Annotated in this window: 17 protein-coding genes; 3 read left to right on the top strand and 14 right to left on the bottom strand. The window is 48.1% G+C overall.

Annotated features, from left to right (window positions below; genetic code table 11):
* The first annotated feature begins 48 nt into the window (after positions 1–48).
* From flgA to FDP13_RS06090, 3 genes are all read left to right on the top strand, one after another.
* Complete coding sequence (gene flgA, locus FDP13_RS06100) at positions 49–717, top strand: flagellar basal body P-ring formation chaperone FlgA (protein ID WP_012769278.1); 669 nt, start codon at positions 49–51, stop codon at positions 715–717.
* Between the two features lie 145 nt (positions 718–862).
* Positions 863–1162, top strand: a complete 300-nt coding sequence (gene flgM / locus FDP13_RS06095; protein ID WP_012769277.1) for a flagellar biosynthesis anti-sigma factor FlgM — start codon at positions 863–865, stop codon at positions 1160–1162.
* Positions 1163–1166: 4 nt separating this feature from the next.
* Complete coding sequence (locus FDP13_RS06090; RefSeq protein WP_033576284.1) at positions 1167–1604, top strand: flagella synthesis protein FlgN; 438 nt, start codon at positions 1167–1169, stop codon at positions 1602–1604.
* Between the two features lie 62 nt (positions 1605–1666).
* Here the strand turns inward: FDP13_RS06090 and FDP13_RS06085 are convergent, their stop codons facing one another.
* The 14 genes from FDP13_RS06085 to flhD all read right to left on the bottom strand — a co-directional run bounded on the left by FDP13_RS06085 (position 1667) and on the right by flhD (position 16732).
* Entirely contained in the window at positions 1667–2089 is a 423-nt protein-coding gene (locus FDP13_RS06085) for a flagellar protein FlhE (RefSeq protein WP_012769275.1), read from the bottom strand.
* On the bottom strand, positions 2086–4182 hold the full coding sequence (gene flhA / locus FDP13_RS06080; protein WP_143839029.1) for a flagellar biosynthesis protein FlhA: 2097 nt from the start codon (positions 4180–4182) through the stop codon (positions 2086–2088). Before flhA ends, FDP13_RS06085 begins: the two co-directional genes overlap by 4 nt.
* Positions 4175–5326 (bottom strand): flagellar biosynthesis protein FlhB, encoded by a 1152-nt coding sequence (gene flhB, locus FDP13_RS06075; RefSeq protein WP_143839028.1) that lies wholly within the window; start codon positions 5324–5326, stop codon positions 4175–4177. Before flhB ends, flhA begins: the two co-directional genes overlap by 8 nt.
* Before the next feature lie 230 nt (positions 5327–5556).
* Positions 5557–6201 carry a protein phosphatase CheZ gene (cheZ, locus tag FDP13_RS06070; RefSeq protein WP_012769272.1) on the bottom strand — a complete coding sequence of 215 codons (645 nt, stop codon included), beginning with the start codon at positions 6199–6201 and terminating at the stop codon, positions 5557–5559.
* A 9-nt stretch (positions 6202–6210) separates the two neighbouring features.
* The gene (gene cheY / locus FDP13_RS06065) at positions 6211–6600 is read right to left on the bottom strand and encodes a chemotaxis response regulator CheY (RefSeq protein ID WP_012769271.1); all 390 of its coding nucleotides are present in this window, start codon (positions 6598–6600) and stop codon (positions 6211–6213) included.
* Between the two features lie 35 nt (positions 6601–6635).
* Entirely contained in the window at positions 6636–7688 is a 1053-nt protein-coding gene (locus FDP13_RS06060; RefSeq protein ID WP_012769270.1) for a chemotaxis response regulator protein-glutamate methylesterase, read from the bottom strand.
* Positions 7688–8560, bottom strand: coding sequence for a protein-glutamate O-methyltransferase CheR (gene cheR, locus FDP13_RS06055; protein ID WP_012769269.1), 873 nt, complete (start codon positions 8558–8560; stop codon positions 7688–7690). The genes FDP13_RS06060 and cheR overlap by 1 nt, the downstream gene beginning before the upstream one ends.
* Positions 8561–9264: 704 nt before the next feature.
* A complete protein-coding gene (locus FDP13_RS06050; protein WP_012769268.1) occupies positions 9265–10965 on the bottom strand; it encodes a methyl-accepting chemotaxis protein in 1701 nt (566 codons plus the stop codon).
* A 118-nt stretch (positions 10966–11083) separates the two neighbouring features.
* Positions 11084–11581 (bottom strand): chemotaxis protein CheW, encoded by a 498-nt coding sequence (cheW, locus tag FDP13_RS06045; protein ID WP_012769267.1) that lies wholly within the window; start codon positions 11579–11581, stop codon positions 11084–11086.
* 35 nt (positions 11582–11616) lie between these two features.
* Positions 11617–13635 (bottom strand): chemotaxis protein CheA, encoded by a 2019-nt coding sequence (gene cheA, locus FDP13_RS06040; protein WP_199886314.1) that lies wholly within the window; start codon positions 13633–13635, stop codon positions 11617–11619.
* A 17-nt stretch (positions 13636–13652) separates the two neighbouring features.
* Complete coding sequence (gene motB, locus FDP13_RS06035) at positions 13653–14783, bottom strand: flagellar motor protein MotB (protein ID WP_012769265.1); 1131 nt, start codon at positions 14781–14783, stop codon at positions 13653–13655.
* Positions 14780–15667 (bottom strand): flagellar motor stator protein MotA, encoded by an 888-nt coding sequence (motA, locus tag FDP13_RS06030; protein WP_012769264.1) that lies wholly within the window; start codon positions 15665–15667, stop codon positions 14780–14782. The genes motB and motA overlap by 4 nt, the downstream gene beginning before the upstream one ends.
* 133 nt (positions 15668–15800) lie before the next feature.
* Entirely contained in the window at positions 15801–16379 is a 579-nt protein-coding gene (gene flhC / locus FDP13_RS06025) for a flagellar transcriptional regulator FlhC (protein ID WP_023640182.1), read from the bottom strand.
* A 2-nt stretch (positions 16380–16381) separates the two neighbouring features.
* Positions 16382–16732 (bottom strand): flagellar transcriptional regulator FlhD, encoded by a 351-nt coding sequence (gene flhD, locus FDP13_RS06020; RefSeq protein WP_012769262.1) that lies wholly within the window; start codon positions 16730–16732, stop codon positions 16382–16384.
* Positions 16733–17079 lie beyond the last annotated feature (347 nt).

The following is a 17079-nucleotide window of genomic DNA, read 5'->3' as shown; positions in this document are numbered from 1 at the left end:
CTACACTGGTAGCGTAAAATTAATTGGGTTTAAGAGAGCACAGGACGGATGCCAGATATCAGAAAATACATACAGTTATCGCTTTTATGCATACTGTTTGCACCGGTACTGGTGAATGCTGCCGATCTCGCATCACAATTATCCCGTTTCTTTGCGAATAATTTCAAAGGCTCATCGAATACAGTCAACGTCGTAGTAAAAACACCTGAAGCCCAATGGCCTGTTTGCGATAACCCACAGATTTCGCTACCGGGAAATGCAAGGATGTGGGGCAATCTTTCGGTTTCCGTTAGTTGCAATCAGGATCGGCGTTTTATTCAGGTTGAGGTGCAGGTCACAGGAAGTTATGTCGTTGCGGCAGCGCCGGTGAGCCGGGGATCAGAACTGGCAGCCGGAGACATTCGCACCGTACGTGGTAGAATAGACCAACTTCCTCCTAGAGCGCTTTTCACACCGGAAGAAGCTCAGGGCGCCATAGCTTTGCGGGATATCGCACCGGGGCAGGCGATTACACAGGTTATGATAAGAAAACCCTGGGTTATTCGTGCCGGCCAAAATGTACAGATTCTCGCGCAGGGAGAAGGGTTTAGCGTTCGTAGCGAAGGTAAGGCCATGAATAATGCGGCCTCAGGACAGCCAGCGAGAGCTCGCACGGCTTCTGGACAGGTTGTATCCGGTATTGCCAGCGGTGATGGGATTATTCTGATCTCACAATAATTTGCTAAAGTAACGCTCATTGCTGCCGATATGATATACATCGCCGCTGATGATAATGTTGGTCAAACAAGTACCACCTGAGAGAACAAACGGCTATCTCATTAATTATCATCGTTATATACCCTTATGACATGAGCACACTACCATGAGCATTGATCGGACCCAGTCAGTCAAACCGGTAAGCCAGGTTCAACCCCGGGATACCGGCGACGTAGCAAAATTAAAGCGTAAAGAAGAAACCGGGCAACAGAGCTCAGTAACGGGTACTCAGGTTAAACTGAGCGACGCGCAGTCCAAGCTGATGCAGCCATCTTCGCAAGATATTGATATGCAGCGTGTAGAGACGCTGAAACAGGCTATTCGTGACGGTTCATTAAAAATGAACGTCGGTAAAATTGCTGATGCATTAATCAAAAATGCTCAGGACTTAATTGCAGACGAGTAACACAATGGAAAGACTTGTAAAGCTACTGGAACAACTTCTGCTCAATATGCGTGAGCTTGAAGCTGTATTGTCGGATGAGCAATCATTGCTCTGTGCCGGTCATGTTGATGGGCCAGCGCTACAAGTTATTACCGATAAAAAGAGTTCTCTGCTCGCCACCATCCAACATCTGGATAAAATTCGGCTTCAGGGCGAGTCGGCGTTACGAGTACAGGCACCTTATGCTGTTCATGCTGCTGCCGCTCAAATCTGGCAACAGGTTACAAAATTAAGCGAAGCGTTGCGTGATAAAAATCAGCATAACGGCCTGTTACTTGGTTATCACCTCGAGCATAACGAAAAAGCACTCGAGGTACTGAAGCCTCTCCATGCGCAATCACTGTACGGGCCAGATGGTCAGTCACGGCGCAACTCGATTTCCGCTCGCCGAATCAGCATCTGATTCTTCTTTTGACTTACTCAAGCGCGATGTCATCAAGGCTCACATAGTTTGTTTCTATTGAACTACTTATAGTTTACAGCAATTTCGTTAGATACGACCTCTACCGAGGTAGCCATCCGCCCAGAGCCGGGTACGTAAAATACCATTCTAAACTCACTGTTAGCAGGGACGCCTTGCAATCCATAGGTTTGCCCGCTGGCACCGTCCAGATTGACGCAGCGGTTAGCCGCACAGAGTTTGACGGCTAAATCGACCGGTGCTGGCGATTTCAGTTGATATCGCCAGTAGATGACGGTAACGGATTGGGCCGTCGTGATGCCGAATCCAGAAGGGGGAAGCAGAGCGGGAGAAGATGCCAGCATCCCTTTGTAATCAAATGATGGCCCAGAGAGATTAGCATTCCACCCCCCTTGCTGGGCATAGAGCCTGGGCGACAGCATTGCTACTGCCGCCCCACAAAGCACGACCATCATCATTTTATTCATCGAGGCAGTTCACCACCAATCATCGACGTCATTCTGATTTGACGGCTGTCGCTAATCTCAAGGTTAGACAATACGGCAATTTGAGGAAGACTACGACGCAGGAAACGTGACAACAATCCGCGCAACGCATGGTTAACCAGCAACACTGGAGGCGCACCCAATGCTTCCTGATGTTGCAATGCCTGCCGAGCCTGGTCCAACAATCTGTCGCTTAATCCCGGTTCCAAACCACCGCCGCCCTGAAGTGCTTGCAACAGTAGACGCTCCAGAGCACCATCAAGTCCGATAACCTGAAGCTCTGTATCCCCTGGGAACCATTGCTGGGTAATAGCACGGCCAAGGGCAATACGCACGGCTGTCGTCAATTCATTTGGGTCCGTCTGTACTGCCGCATGTTCGGCCAATGTTTCGATAACTGTACGCATATCCCGAATCGAAACTTGTTCGCTTAACAAATTCTGCAGAACCTTGTGTAACGTTGTTAACGTCACTACACTCGGAATGAAATCCTCGGTCAGCTTCGGCATTTCCTGAGATACGCGATCCATCAGTTGCTGTGCTTCCTGCCGCCCAAATAACTCACTGGCATGCAAGCTGAGCAAATGATTCAGATGGGTCGCCACAACTGTACTGGCCTCGACTACAGTATATCCTTGCGTTTGCGCCTGTTCTTTAAGCGCACTTTCTATCCAGATTGCTGGTAGACCAAAAGCGGGATCTTTAGTTAAATCACCTGGCAAAGTACCTACCGCGTTTCCCGGATTAATCGCCATCCAGCGTCCTGGGTGAGCCTCGCCGTTACCAATCTCAACACCTTTCATCAAAATACGATAACTGGCCGGCTGTAAATCCAGGTTATCCCGAATATGGACGACAGGCGGCAGGAACCCCATTTCCTGGGCAAATTTCTTTCGAATACTACGGATACGTCCGAGCAACTCGCCATTTTGCTGAAAATCAACCATAGGAATCAGGCGATACCCGACTTCCATCCCAAGCGGATCTTCTAGCTGCACATCAGACCAACTGGCCTCGATCACCTGTGGTGCCGTTGGGGTAGCGGTTGCAGCCTCAGTCGCAGCAAATGCAGCTTTGCTTTCCTCTCCTTTCCTCATCCACCATGCCAACCCTAACAGGGCAGCAGTAAAAAGGAGGAAAACAAGGTTAGGCATACCAGGCACAAGGCCGATAAGCCCCAAGACTGCCGCGCTTAAAATCATGACCCGCGGGTTATTAAACAGCTGGGTGACCATCTGCTGGCCAACGTCTTGATCCGTGCTGACTCGGGTCACAATCACACCAGCGGCAGTCGAAATCACCAACGCCGGAATTTGCGCCACCAGACCATCACCGATGGTCAACAGCGTATAGTTTTCGACGGCCTGCCCTAACACCATGTCATGCTGAACCACACCGACTAGCAAGCCGCCGATGATATTAATGGCCATGATCATCAGGCCGGCGACAGCATCACCACGAACAAATTTACTCGCACCATCCATCGACCCATAGAAATCCGCTTCCTGAGTCACTTCCGAACGCCGTTTCTTAGCTTCATCCTCACCAATTAACCCAGCGTTCAGGTCGGCATCAATTGCCATTTGTTTGCCAGGCATACCATCCAGTGTAAAGCGTGCTCCAACCTCAGCAATACGACCGGCCCCCTTCGTGATAACCATGAAGTTAATCAGTACCAGGATAATGAATACGACGATACCGATGGCAAAATTACCGCCCACCAGGAAGTGCCCGAACGCTTCAACCACTCGCCCAGCCGCGCCTGCGCCAGTATGTCCTTCCATCAGAATGATACGTGTCGATGCTACGTTGAGTGACAAACGCAACAGCGTAGAAAACAACAGAATGGTAGGAAATGCGGCAAAATCGAGTGTGCGCTGGGTAAACATGGCGACCAGCAGTACCATAATCGACAGCGCAATATTAAATGTGAACAGCAAGTCCAGAATAAACGGCGGCAGCGGCAGAACCATCATCGACAAGATGAGTAATATAAGAACAGGTCCCGCCAGAATCTGCCATTGTGAACCTTTCATATTGCCGGGTAGGCGAAGCAAAGAGGCCAGGTTAGCCATCGGTTGTTTTCTCTTTAGCAAAATCCAGTGCATCCGGCACAGGTAAGTTTTTAGGTTTACGCGGAATCAATCCGCCTTCACGTTTCCAGCGTTTAAGCTGATAGACCCACGAAAGCACTTCAGCAACAGCGGCATATAATCCGGCAGGAATCTGCTGCCCAATCTCAGTATGGCGATACAACGCTCGAGCCAGAGGCGGCGCCTCCAAAATTGGGACGCGGTTCTCTGCACCCAACTCACGAATACGCTGAGCAATCCTATCTGCACCTTTAGCCAATACCTTGGGTGCATTCATTTTCTTTTCATCATACTTCAACGCAACGGCATAATGAGTCGGGTTGGTGACGATAACATCGGCTTTCGGCACGTCAGCCATCATTCGGCGTTGGGCCATGGCCCGCTGTTGCTGCCGGATACGACCTTTAATGTGAGGATCGCCTTCGTGCTCTTTGTATTCGTCACGGATTTCCTGTTTGCTCATCCGTAGCCGTTTAATATGGCTCCATATTTGCCATGCCACGTCGAAAGCGACCATGGGGAAAAGCCCCATGATTACCCAAAAACAACATAGAAAAGCAATATTTAACGCATCCTTTAGCGCGATCCCCATGGGCTCAGAGACAAGATGCAGCATGCTATTCCAGTTATGCAAAAGAAACCAATACGTAATACAACCAACGATGACGGCCTTTAGGATAGCTTTAAATAACTCGGCCAGTACATGGGTTGAAAACATACGTTTCAAGCCAGATAACGGATTCAACTTGCCAAAATCGAAGCTAATCGCTTTAGTGCTAAAAATCAGGCCGCCCAGCAGTACCGGCGCGGCCAGAGCAACCAGTACCAATCCGAATAAGATAGGCACAATCGCCAGCATTGCTTGCTTAAGCAATGCACCGACATGAGAAATGAACAATCGCTCATCACTGATGAGGTTATGGTCAAAGATCAGTCCTTTGGCCATCATGTCAGTCAGTTTTCCAGCCATGCTGGAACCGTAACCCCATAAAATAGCCAGACCGGCAATCAGCATGAATACCGATGTCAACTCCTTCGATCGGGGTATCTGACCTTCTTCTCGGGCTTTTTCTGTTCGTTGGGGGGTGGGAGCTTCTGTTTTCTCCAGATCGCTATCATCTGCCACTAGAGCCGCTCCTGTTAATGCTCGCTGACATAAAGTTATACACCGCTAGCATGACAAAATCCGGCAAAGCATTATGGGGAGAACAAAGAAGAAAATAAGCGGCTATTTATTTTATTGGATAATACAAGAGACAGGAATTTACGATCGGGACATGCCCGATCGTAAACATCCACATACTTTACGCCACGATGCCCATTCATACCGAGGATGTAATGGGTGTCGAGGTGAAATCAAAAACCCAGGCTATCCAACAGATCATCAACCTGATCCTGGTTGGAAACAATACCTGCAGCGGTTTTATCAACCTGAGGCCCGTTGAGCAGACCTTCATTCGCACGACGCGTTTCCGATGGTTTCTCAGGAATATTTTCCAACAAGACCATCAGCAACTGTTTCTCGATTTCCTGAACAACATCCATCATGCGTTTGATTACTTGCCCGGTTAAATCCTGGAAGTCCTGAGCCATCATGATTTCCAGTAACTGAGCATTAGTAAACGCGGTATGATCCGGGACCGACTCAAGATAGTTACGAGTATCAGTAACTAGCTCGCGGGCCTCCGAAAGTTCTATCGGATTCTCAAACCACTGATCCCAACGGGTTTTCAGTGCTTTGGACTCTTCTTCCAGTTGGTTCTGACGAGGTTGGGCTGCTTCAACACAACTCAATGCACGCTCTGCCGCCTGTGCAGTCATCTGAACAACATAATCAAGACGATCACGAGCATCGGGAATTGCTTCGGCTGCTTCAGTGATCGCCTGATCTAAACCAAGCTCTTTCAGGCTGTCACGCAGCATGCGTGTCAATTGCCCGATACGAGAAATAATCTCTGTGGCAGACGCATGATCGTTAATGGGCATCGGATGTGGATTCATGGCATCTCCTTACATACCAAGCTTTTCGAAAATCTTACTCAGCTTTTCTTCAAGCGTAGCGGCAGTAAACGGTTTAACAACATAACCACTGGCACCAGCCTGTGCTGCAGCAATAATATTCTCTTTCTTTGCTTCAGCGGTTACCATCAGTACTGGGAGCTTGGAAAGCGAGCCGTCGGCGCGGATAGCCTGTAACAGTTCCAGTCCGTCCATATTCGGCATGTTCCAGTCAGAAATGACGAAATCGAAACCACCGGAACGAAGCTTGTTCAGGGCATCTGCACCATCTTCCGCTTCTTCCACATTATTGAAGCCCAGCTCTTTTAGTAGATTTCGAACAATACGACGCATTGTCGAAAAGTCATCCACTACTAAAAATCTGAGTTCTTTATCAGCCATACCTACTCCTAATATTATTGCTCACCCCGGAGCTGCTATATACGTAATGCCTGTCCGGCAGAAACTTGTGCCAGCATCCGCTGACTCACCTGGTGCAAATCCACCACCTCATCGACACCACCGAGTGCTATAGCCTCTCGAGGCATACCGAATACAACACAGCTGGCTTCATTTTGCGCGATCGTATACGCTCCCGCTTTATGAAGCTCCAGCATTCCCGCTGCACCATCATTCCCCATGCCAGTTAGGATTACTCCTACTGCATTTCGTCCGGCGTACTGTGCAACAGAGTGGAACAGTACGTCAACAGAAGGACGATGACGATTTACCGGCGGACCATCATGTAATTTAACCTGATAGTTCGCCCCACTACGCGCAAGTTCAAGATGACGGGCACCCGGTGCAATATAGGCATGACCAGGCAGAACACGCTCACCATCTTCGGCTTCCTTCACTGTAATTTGACACAGTTTATTCAAACGCTCAGCAAAAGACTTAGTGAATCCCGGTGGCATATGCTGAGTAATCAGCAATGCCGGACTTGTCGGCGGCAATGGCTGTAAGACATGTCTGATCGCCTCGGTTCCGCCTGTCGACGCACCAATCGCGATCAGCTTTTCACTACTCAGCAGCGGCATACTGGGAATCAGCACGGTAGGTGCCGGTCCTGAACTGCGCTGAGGCAAACGCGCTTTGGCAGCCATGCGGATTTTTTCCGCAATCAGCTCACTGTATGCCAACATACCTTCACGAATACCCAACTGAGGCTTAGTAACAAAATCGATCGCCCCAAGCTCAAGCGCCCGTAAAGTGATTTCCGAACCTTTCCCCGTCAATGAAGACACCATCACCACAGGCATCGGGCGAAGGCGCATCAACTTTTCAAGAAAATCAAGGCCATCCATACGAGGCATTTCGACATCAAGCGTCAACACCTGCGGGTTGAACTTCTTGATTAAATCACGTGCCACCAATGGATCAGGTGCCGTTGCAACCACTTCCATATCGGGATGACTATTAATGATTTCGGTCATGATCTGCCGCATTAACGCAGAATCATCAACACATAATACTTTTATTTTGCTCATTATCTTTCCTTAGCCAGCCCATAAACAGTCTGTCCGCGCAGGTAGAATTCCCGACTGATCTGACTGAAGTTCTCTGAATGTCCGGCAAACAATAATCCGCCGGGTTTAAGCAGCGGAACAAAACGGCGTAAAATGCGCTCCTGGGTTTCTTTATCAAAGTAAATCATTACATTACGACAAAAAATCGCATCAAACGGTGCAGGTAAGGACCATTCCGGCGCCAACAAATTCACTTGTTGAAAATGAATCATACTTGCCAGATCCGGGCGTACCCGCACCAACCCACTGTGTGGTCCGGTTCCGCGTAAAAAGAAACGCTGCATCTGTTGTGGAGAAAGCGAACGCAGATCTTCCTGCCGGTAAATACCCGCAGATGCTTTCTCTAAAACCTGTGTATCAATATCACTGGCTACAATTTGGCAATTACTGGCACGATCTCCATAAACTTCCGCAAGGGTCATAGCCAGAGAATAAGGCTCCTCCCCGGTGGAAGCCGCGGTACACCAAATACTGTACCCACCCTGCCGCTTACGCGCATGGTCGGCGAGGATAGGAAAATGGTGCGCCTCGCGAAAAAATGCCGTTAGATTCGTCGTTAACGCATTAATAAATGCCTGCCATTCAGCACTGTTCTGATCTGACTCCAACAACGCAAGGTACTGACCAAAATCGTTGATTCCGAGCAAACGCAGCCGTCTAACCAAACGGTTGTAGACCATTTCACGCTTATGATCGGCCAGCACGATGCCGGCACGTTGATAGATGAGCTGACTGATTCGCCGGAAATGAACATCAGACAGCGGTAACCGTTCAACCATCTGACTCAAAATAGATGTAGAACCTGAACGATTTGGCGATGGTGTATTCTTCATATCTGACCGCCCGAAAATGGATAGATGATTTTATTGTTTTTCAATCAGACTTCCCATTATGACTATTACAGGTCTCATGCCTTATCTCCGGCTCTATCACATGAACCGGTACCCCCACAACATACCACTGGGAAACATGCCCTTATCAGCCGTTATCCAACGGATCAATGGCGGTAATCACGCGATGGTTTAAATTAGTGCATTCGGCATTGTTCATAATGAGGATTGTTCACAAAAAACTAATCCACTCCTCATTACCATATCCCCTTGAACATTATCATCGTTACCAGAAAAACCGGTTGATTGCGACAATCATCCTCAGAGGATCGAGAAAACACGCCTATGCTGTTGGCATTAGTTATATAAATCGGCCGCATTAAACCTTTCTTTAACTGAAGAAGCGCTATAACGGTAACAAAAATTAAAACTGCCACCTTTGTCTCAAAACCGCCACATCCTTGATGCCTCTCCGATACTATTAATGCACAGAATCCCTTAAATATATCTTAAGTAAACAACATTAAATATAGATCTTCTCTGCTGTTTTTCCCGTTATGTGACAGGATTTTTATTAGAAACACGAATGCAAGACGAAAAAATCACCAATTGAAAATTTATACTCAACATTGTTGCTCAGGATAAATTTTCATTGTTATTTAATATCAATCGGATGGGTCGATGCTCTGACCCATCCGATTCAGCGATTAAAAGGTTTCCCAGTTATCCGAGGTTTTGCTGGTTCTGGCCTTGTTCTCTTTATTCATAGCAACCGAAGTTGCAAGCAACGCTGGCTTTGCTGCACGTACCGGCGCAGCGACAGCGGCAGGGCGCGAGATCATTGATCTCTCTGATAAACGAAATACGGCCACTGCCTGATTCAATACCCGAACTTGTTCTTCAAGCGTGTTCGCCGCAGACGCGGACTCTTCAACCAACGCAGAGTTTTGCTGAGTAACGCGATCCATCTCAGTGACGGCCTGACCGACCTGATCGATGCCACGACTTTGCTCCTCAGATGCTGAGGCGATTTCTCCCATGATATCGGTAACACGTGTCACAGCACCCACGATCTCACCCATGGTTTCACCGGCACTCTCAACCAGCACCGAACCTTCTTGAACTCGATTTACCGAATCCTCAATCAAGGATTTGATTTCTTTCGCCGCCTGCGCACTACGCTGAGCCAGATTACGCACCTCTCCCGCGACAACAGCAAAACCGCGCCCCTGCTCACCTGCCCTGGCGGCTTCGACGGCGGCATTTAGCGCCAGAATATTTGTCTGGAATGCAATACCGTCAATCACACTGGTGATATCCGCAATTTTCTGCGAGCTTCCTGCAATGTTATGCATAGTTTTCACCACGTTATCGACTACTTTGCCGCCTTTTTGTGCAGTTTCGGAAGCACTTAGCGCCAGTTGGCTGGCCTGCCGGGCATTTTCGGCGTTCTGCTTCACTGTCGAAGTCAGTTGCTCCATGCTGGCCGCCGTTTCTTCAAGCGCCGCAGCCTGCTGCTCAGTTCGTGATGACAAGTCACTATTGCCTGCACTGATTTCCGACGCACCGGTATAAATGGCCTCAGAACTCTGCCTCACCGCACTGACCGTCGTAACAAATTCGGTCTGCATATGCCGTAAACTATCGGCCAGAATTCCCATTTCGTTGGTGCCATGAAAATCAATTCGCGTCGACAAATCCCCTTTCGCCATATGACGAATATGCTCAATAAGATTATGCAATGGCTGAACCAGGGAACGATTGATACCCAACCAAACGACCAGCGCCATAACCACAACCAATATAGCCACCGATATCAGCAACCATAATGCCGTCGAATAAGCTGAATTATTCTCTTCCACAGCATTGGCATAAACTTTGTCGTAGGAGTCTTTGTAAGAATAATAGGCCTTCTCAAACCTGTCCTGGAAACCTTGGGTTGGCTGATCAAAAAACTCTTTCAATTTACCGGTAGAGATAAAAACAATCAGCTCACTTAACGCACTGTTCAACGCTGTATAATTATCCTTTACCACTTGAGCGATGGCTGGGTCTTGCTGATCGGTATATGGGATTTTTTCATAGTTGGCAAAGTGGGTATTAGCAATAACCAGTTGTTTTTTCGCCAGCTCAATCAAGTCCTTAGCAGACACACCCCCAGTAACGCCACCGGATGCATCCATTGCATAACGCGTTCCTGCACGGTTCAACGTGTTACGCGTTTGCAATAAATAAGACCAGGTCGATTCCAGTTCCGATTTTTGCTGATTAATAATTCTTGTCGTCGTAAAGATATCTCTATCTGACTTTAGTGCATTAAAAAACAGCCCGCCGGAAATAACTTGAAGAGCAATGAATAGCCCAAGAATAATAACGAGTCCAGTAACAACTTTTACACGATTCAGCATATTAAGCCTTAATTACAACGATCACCGATGCTTTAGCATCTCTATAACTTATTCAATTCCAGAGAATGAGGGTACGAAATGATATGGGCCACCGAAGTGGCCCAATAGGGTTGTGTTATCAAACCTTCATGACACTATCAACTAGCGCCATTTCTTCGCTGCTGAGTAGCTTCTCAATATCAACCAGAATCAACATGCGCTCACCGAGAGAACCAAGTCCTGTAAGATATTCAGTTGACAGGGTAACCGCAAACTCCGGTGCAGGACGAATTTGATCGGCAGTCAAAGACAGCACATCAGACACACCGTCTACCACAATACCGACCACACGCTGACCAAGATTCAATACGATAACAACCGTATTATCATCATAATCGACTTCCTGCTGCATAAATTTAATGCGTAGATCGACGATCGGTACAATAACACCACGCAGATTGGTGACACCTTTAATAAACCCAGGGGTATTGGCAATACGGGTAACCTGATCGTAACCACGAATTTCCTGAACCTTCAAAATATCCACGCCGTACTCTTCATCACCCAGCGTGAAAATCAAAAATTCCTGACCTACTGTCTCGCCAGCTAGTTTTGTGACATTTGCAAGTCCAGTCATGTTTCTCACCTTTAATCTATAGCTGTAATTTGCTGTTAAGCTGCGGTCTCAACCACACGCTTTTCCCGATAAAGCGCCTGCAGCGCAGAAACATCCACAATCAGCGCTACGCTACCATCACCCAAAATAGTTGCGGCTGAAACGCCTGGCACCTTGCGGTAGTTGCTTTCCAGGTTTTTCACAACGACCTGATGCTGACCAATTAACTGGTCAACCAGCAAGGCATAGCGACGGCCAGCACTCTGCAGAATAACGACGATACCTTGAGTGGCATCCGTTTTTGCTCCGGCGACATCGAATACCTGATACAGCTCAACCAGTGGCAGATATTCACCACGAACCTGCAGCACGCGCTCCCCACCCGCCAGAGGATACAGATCCTCGGCCTGCGGCTGCGAGGACTCCATGACCGCGTTAAGCGGCAGGATAAACACTTCATTATTGACCTTGACCGACATCCCATCCAGGATCGCCAGCGTCAACGGTAGAAGAATACGGATGGTGGTTCCTTTCCCTTTCACGAAATGAATTTCAACATGCCCACCCATCTCCTGAATATTCCGTTTCACCACATCCATGCCAACGCCACGACCCGACACATCGGTCACTTTCTCAGCAGTAGAAAAGCCCGGAGCAAAAATCAGCATACCGACTTCTTCATCAGTCATGCTATCGCTTACCGCCATCCCCTGAGACAAGGCTTTAGCCAGGATACGTTCGCGATTCAGACCGGCACCGTCGTCAATCACTTCGATACAGATATTGCCGCCCTGATGTTCCGCCGACAACGTTAGGTTGCCCACGGCCGACTTGCCTGCTTCAATACGTTTTTCCGGTGACTCAATGCCATGATCGAGGCTATTACGCACAAGATGCGTCAATGGGTCAATAATGCGTTCGATAAGGCTCTTATCCAGCTCGGTTGAACTCCCCAATTGGGTCAGCTCAACCTCTTTACCCAATTTAGCAGCCAGGTCACGAACCAGACGTGGGAAACGGCTAAAGACATACTCCATCGGCATCATACGGATGGACATCACGGACTCTTGCAGGTCACGTGCGTTTCTCTCCAGTTGCCCCATGCTATTCAGCAGATCGCCATGTGCGACGGGGTCAAGAGCGCTGGAACGCTGCGCCAACATAGATTGGGTAATAACCAGCTCGCCGACCAAGTTAATAAGCTGGTCAACCTTTTCTACCGCTACGCGGATACTGGTGTCACCGGTTTTCTGCCTACCTTTCGCCGCCTCATTATTATTACCTCCGGCAGGTTTAGCCGCAGGTGCAGCGGCTGCAGGCTGCACTGGTGCCGGGGCAGGCGCGGGCTCAACCGGTTCGGCGACGACCTCCGCTGCAGGGGGAGCAACTTCCACCGGCGCGGCGCCAGAGGTCGATTTGAAGCTAATTTGATCCGGATCCAACACAAAACACAACACAGCGCTGATATCGTCCTCACTGGCTGATGTATCCAACGTGAGTTCGACGCTGTTGCTGGTTTGGACCGTGTCTTTTACCGTCCCCAGATTTCCCAGTTCTTCAAGTAACTGGGGAATATCCGATTCTTTCAGGTTGGTAAGAGCGATACGCAAGCCTGAATGATTGCCGGCAGAAGCGGAAACCGTTTTTTCAGCCTCTACCTTGTCAGGGGCGGATGCTCCGGCAGTACCATTTTCTTTGGACTCCAGAGCAAGCTGGCGCAGAGCCTGACAGATATACTTAAAGCTTTCGGCGTTGGGCTCCTGCGCGGTTTTGTAAGCATCCAACTGATCCTGCATGATATCTTTGGTTTCCAAAAACAGGTTGATAATATCGGTACTCAGGCGCATTTCACCGCGCCTGGCACCGTCCAACAGGTTTTCCAGTATATGCGTAGTTTCCTGTAATACAGTGAAACCGAACGTTCCCGCGCCCCCTTTAATCGAGTGAGCAGCGCGAAATATGGCATTCATCTGTTCCGCATCGGGTGCTAACGGATCAAGCTGCAATAAATGCTGCTCCATGTCCGCCAACAATTCATCTGCTTCATCAAAAAATGTTTGATAAAAAGCACTCATGTCCATGCTCACGTGGGTCACCTCTGCTGTGAATCGCGGCTTGTTGAAGAAGGTGTCGCCTGACTATCAGGTGCTGCTGGCAAAGCTGTTGTAGGCTGCCTGCGGCTTGTCGCCGATGAGCCATTCGCCCCCGACGCTGGCGCCGCTGTTGCGGGTGCCTGAACAGGAGCCACAGGTGAGCCAGATGCAGGCGTCCCATTGGTTTCAGGTTGTGATATAGCCGGGCCGTTACCGTTATCGACAGGTGCGGTAACTGGTTTGGCTTTATCCATCCCCATGTTCTGTAAATTCTCTATTTTATCAATGTTTACTGCACTGCTTTCAGCATTTTCACGCTCGATATTCTCCTGCGCCTGCTTATTAAGGACGACCAGACTGATACGCCGGTTAATTGCATCACTGCCCCCTTTTGCCTGCTTCAGATTCATCGTGTCGGCCATGCCGACAACGCGTAAAACTTTACCATCGGCCAACCCGCCCGCAATCAGCTCACGCCGGGATGCGTTAGCACGATCCGCCGATAGTTCCCAGTTACTATAGCCACGTTCTCCCATCGCATACTGCGCATCATCAGTATGGCCCGATAAACTGATCTTATTGGGAATATCATTCAAAATCGGGGCGATGGCTCGCAAAATATCACTCATGTAAGGCTCTACCTGAGCACTCCCCGTTTTAAACATCGGGCGATTGTTACTATCGATAATCTGAATTCGCAGCCCTTCATCGACCATTTCTATCAACAGATGCGGCCGCAACGCTCTAAGACGTGGGTCAGCCTCAATCAATTGATCAAGCCGCTCACGTAATTTATTGAGTTTAATTTCTTCCAGGCGCCCATCCATAGTATCAATCTGCCGCTTCACATCGCCTTCCTGTTGAGTGGGGTCTGAACCACCGCCTGGAATAGGATTAGAGGCATCACTCATTTTTGGGCCGGATGTAATGGCAATTTTCAGTGGTGTGCGGAAATATTCGGCAATCTGCGCCAACTGGGAAGGTGAAGAAATGGCAATCAGCCACATGACCAGAAAAAGCGCCATCATAGCGGTCATGAAGTCGGCATAAGCAATCTTCCATGAACCGCCATGATGCGCGGCATGTCCTGATTTACGTTTCTTGCGGATTATCGGATGCTGATGTTTCATGCGTCATTTTCCGATGCCTGCTGTGCCGGAGCCTTCACATTACGAATATGCTCTTCCATTTCAGTAAATGAAGGACGCACGGTTGAGTAAAGCGTTTTACGTCCGAATTCAACAGCAATCTGAGGTGCATAACCATTCAAACTGGATAGCAGCGTTACCTTAATGCACTGTAGAACTTTGATTTTCTCTGAATTTTTCTGGCGTAATAACGATGCCAAAGGTGAAACAAAACCATAAGCCAACAGAATACCGAGGAACGTCCCGACCATTGCATGGGCAATCATCATTCCCAGCTCGGCGGCCGGGCGATCAACAAACGCCAGTGAATGTACCACCCCCATGACCGCGGCAACGATACCGAATGCAGGTAAACCATCGCCCATCAGATTCAAACTGGTAGCCGGAACTTCAACCTCATGCTCAACGGTTTCGATCTCTTCATCCATCAGCGTTTCAATTTCAAACGCATTCATGTTTCCGCTGACCATCAGGCGCAAATAATCCGTAACGAACTCTACGATATAATCATCAGAAAGAATGCGAGGATAATTGGAAAAAATCTCACTCTCTTTCGGGTTGTCGATATCGAACTCTAAAGAAAGCATACCTTGCTGGCGAGATTTGGCCATCAACCGGAATAAAACGGCCATTAGGTCCATATATACAGCTTTGGTATATTTGGAGCCTTGAAATAACACGGGTAACGCTTTCAGCGTCGCTTTAATCGCTTTAGCATTGTTACCAACAATAAATGCCCCTACCGCCGCACCACCGATAATCAGCAGTTCCGAAGGCTGATACAACGCCCCCAACTCGCCACCAACGATAAGATAACCGCCAAGTATGGAGCCTATAGTGACAAGATAACCCAATATAACCAGCACAAGAATTCCTTATAGATAGTAAAAGGGTAGCGGAGAGGGTTATAAATGCAGTCTTACCAACGACTTATTTGGAGGGAATACTGCCATCGAGCAATGAACGCGCGATGACAGAACCACAAAATCGCCATCAGGCTCAGACTGCATGCTTAACCTGTTCGTCCAGCAGTTGAGGTATCATATCGGCAACACTCGGCGAAAGTTTACGTCTTTTTACTGCTCTGGAAGGTGGCTGGCATAAACTGCAGACAAAACTGTTTTTAGGCTGGTGTGCGTGGGTGATGAACATCCCCTTGCAGCAATTGCATGAAGACAACTGCAACATGCCGCTATCAACAAAGCGGACCAATGTCCAGGCGCGGGTCAACGCCAGTAAAGGAACATCGCTTTGAGGAGCACATTGTTCAAGGTAAAGGCGATACGCTTTGATAACCGCTTCAACACCACTGCATTGGCTATTCTTGAGCAAAAATAGATAGGCGTTATAGAACATGGAAGAGTGGATATTCTGCTCCCATGTCATAAACCAGTCAGTAGAAAACGGCAGCATGCCCTTAGGCGGAGGGCTACCTCTTAATTCTTTGTAGAGTTTGATCAAACGGCCGCGACTTAACTGGGTCTCGCTTTCAAGCATCTGAAGGCGTGCACCCAATGAAATGAGTTCCATCGCCAGCTGTATATCCTTAGCTTCCTGAACAATACTTTTCTCCGCCATCATTATGCCCTTTTCTTAGGCAAGCTATCTTCTTTTGAAGACAACTCTTGTAATAAATGACTCGACAACAATATACCGGTGTGAATTTGTTGCAAATCATCAACCCGGGATTCTTGTGTTAATAATTTAATCGTATTGTGATCATTGAAGCGGAAATGGCATATTAGTTGATTGGTTTCGGCCAGCTTTACCATCTGGGGTAAAGTCAGTTGCATCAAGGCATCAGCCATTTCTTCATTGATACCTAACCGGAACATCGCTGATGCTTTTTCGTCGTTGATTAATCGCTGAGCCAGTAACAAATAAGACAAATTGATGTCATAAATGTGTTTAAGCAATTCAGAGGTACCCATATTCCCATCCCGACAGACTATGTTTCAAAACATAAGTTAGGTGATAGACTGCTCACCCGCTAAACAATCACTCTCCATAGGTGGCATGAAAACTATCGGTGCCAGATAATTCTACTACTTTATAATCTTCTAATATGACGAAAAATACAGCATCAATGTTGATGCATCTGAGGATCCATCTCTTCATATCCGTTCTCTAGTATTGCGTCCAACATAGAACGTAGGATTAATCCTAATCCCATGTCACTGTACCGCCTTCGGCCTGACTCATACAACGCAAGCACATCAGCATTTTGATAATTATGTGACCTCTATCACAAAAATGAAAGAGGCAAAACATAATATTT

Source organism: Dickeya sp. ws52, assembly GCF_007210685.1.
Taxonomy (GTDB): Bacteria; Pseudomonadota; Gammaproteobacteria; order Enterobacterales; family Enterobacteriaceae; genus Dickeya; species Dickeya chrysanthemi.
The sequence above is the reverse complement of the archived record's forward strand: the minus strand, read 5'-3'. Positions and strand labels throughout refer to the sequence as shown.

Bases quoted from the DNA above. Each gene is read 5' to 3' on its own strand.
- flgA (WP_012769278.1), top strand. From the start codon at position 49: ATGCCAGATATCAGAAAATACATACAGTTATCGCTTTTATGCATACTG.
- flgM (WP_012769277.1), top strand. From the start codon at position 863: ATGAGCATTGATCGGACCCAGTCAGTCAAACCGGTAAGCCAGGTTCAA.
- FDP13_RS06090 (WP_033576284.1), top strand. From the start codon at position 1,167: ATGGAAAGACTTGTAAAGCTACTGGAACAACTTCTGCTCAATATGCGT.
- FDP13_RS06085 (WP_012769275.1), bottom strand. From the start codon at position 2,089: ATGAATAAAATGATGATGGTCGTGCTTTGTGGGGCGGCAGTAGCAATG.
- flhA (WP_143839029.1), bottom strand. From the start codon at position 4,182: ATGGCTAACCTGGCCTCTTTGCTTCGCCTACCCGGCAATATGAAAGGT.
- cheZ (WP_012769272.1), bottom strand. From the start codon at position 6,201: ATGAATCCACATCCGATGCCCATTAACGATCATGCGTCTGCCACAGAG.
- cheY (WP_012769271.1), bottom strand. From the start codon at position 6,600: ATGGCTGATAAAGAACTCAGATTTTTAGTAGTGGATGACTTTTCGACA.
- FDP13_RS06060 (WP_012769270.1), bottom strand. From the start codon at position 7,688: ATGAGCAAAATAAAAGTATTATGTGTTGATGATTCTGCGTTAATGCGG.
- cheR (WP_012769269.1), bottom strand. From the start codon at position 8,560: ATGAAGAATACACCATCGCCAAATCGTTCAGGTTCTACATCTATTTTG.
- FDP13_RS06050 (WP_012769268.1), bottom strand. From the start codon at position 10,965: ATGCTGAATCGTGTAAAAGTTGTTACTGGACTCGTTATTATTCTTGGG.
- cheW (WP_012769267.1), bottom strand. From the start codon at position 11,581: ATGACTGGACTTGCAAATGTCACAAAACTAGCTGGCGAGACAGTAGGT.
- cheA (WP_199886314.1), bottom strand. From the start codon at position 13,635: ATGAGTGCTTTTTATCAAACATTTTTTGATGAAGCAGATGAATTGTTG.
- motB (WP_012769265.1), bottom strand. From the start codon at position 14,783: ATGAAACATCAGCATCCGATAATCCGCAAGAAACGTAAATCAGGACAT.
- flhC (WP_023640182.1), bottom strand. From the start codon at position 16,379: ATGGCGGAGAAAAGTATTGTTCAGGAAGCTAAGGATATACAGCTGGCG.
- flhD (WP_012769262.1), bottom strand. From the start codon at position 16,732: ATGGGTACCTCTGAATTGCTTAAACACATTTATGACATCAATTTGTCT.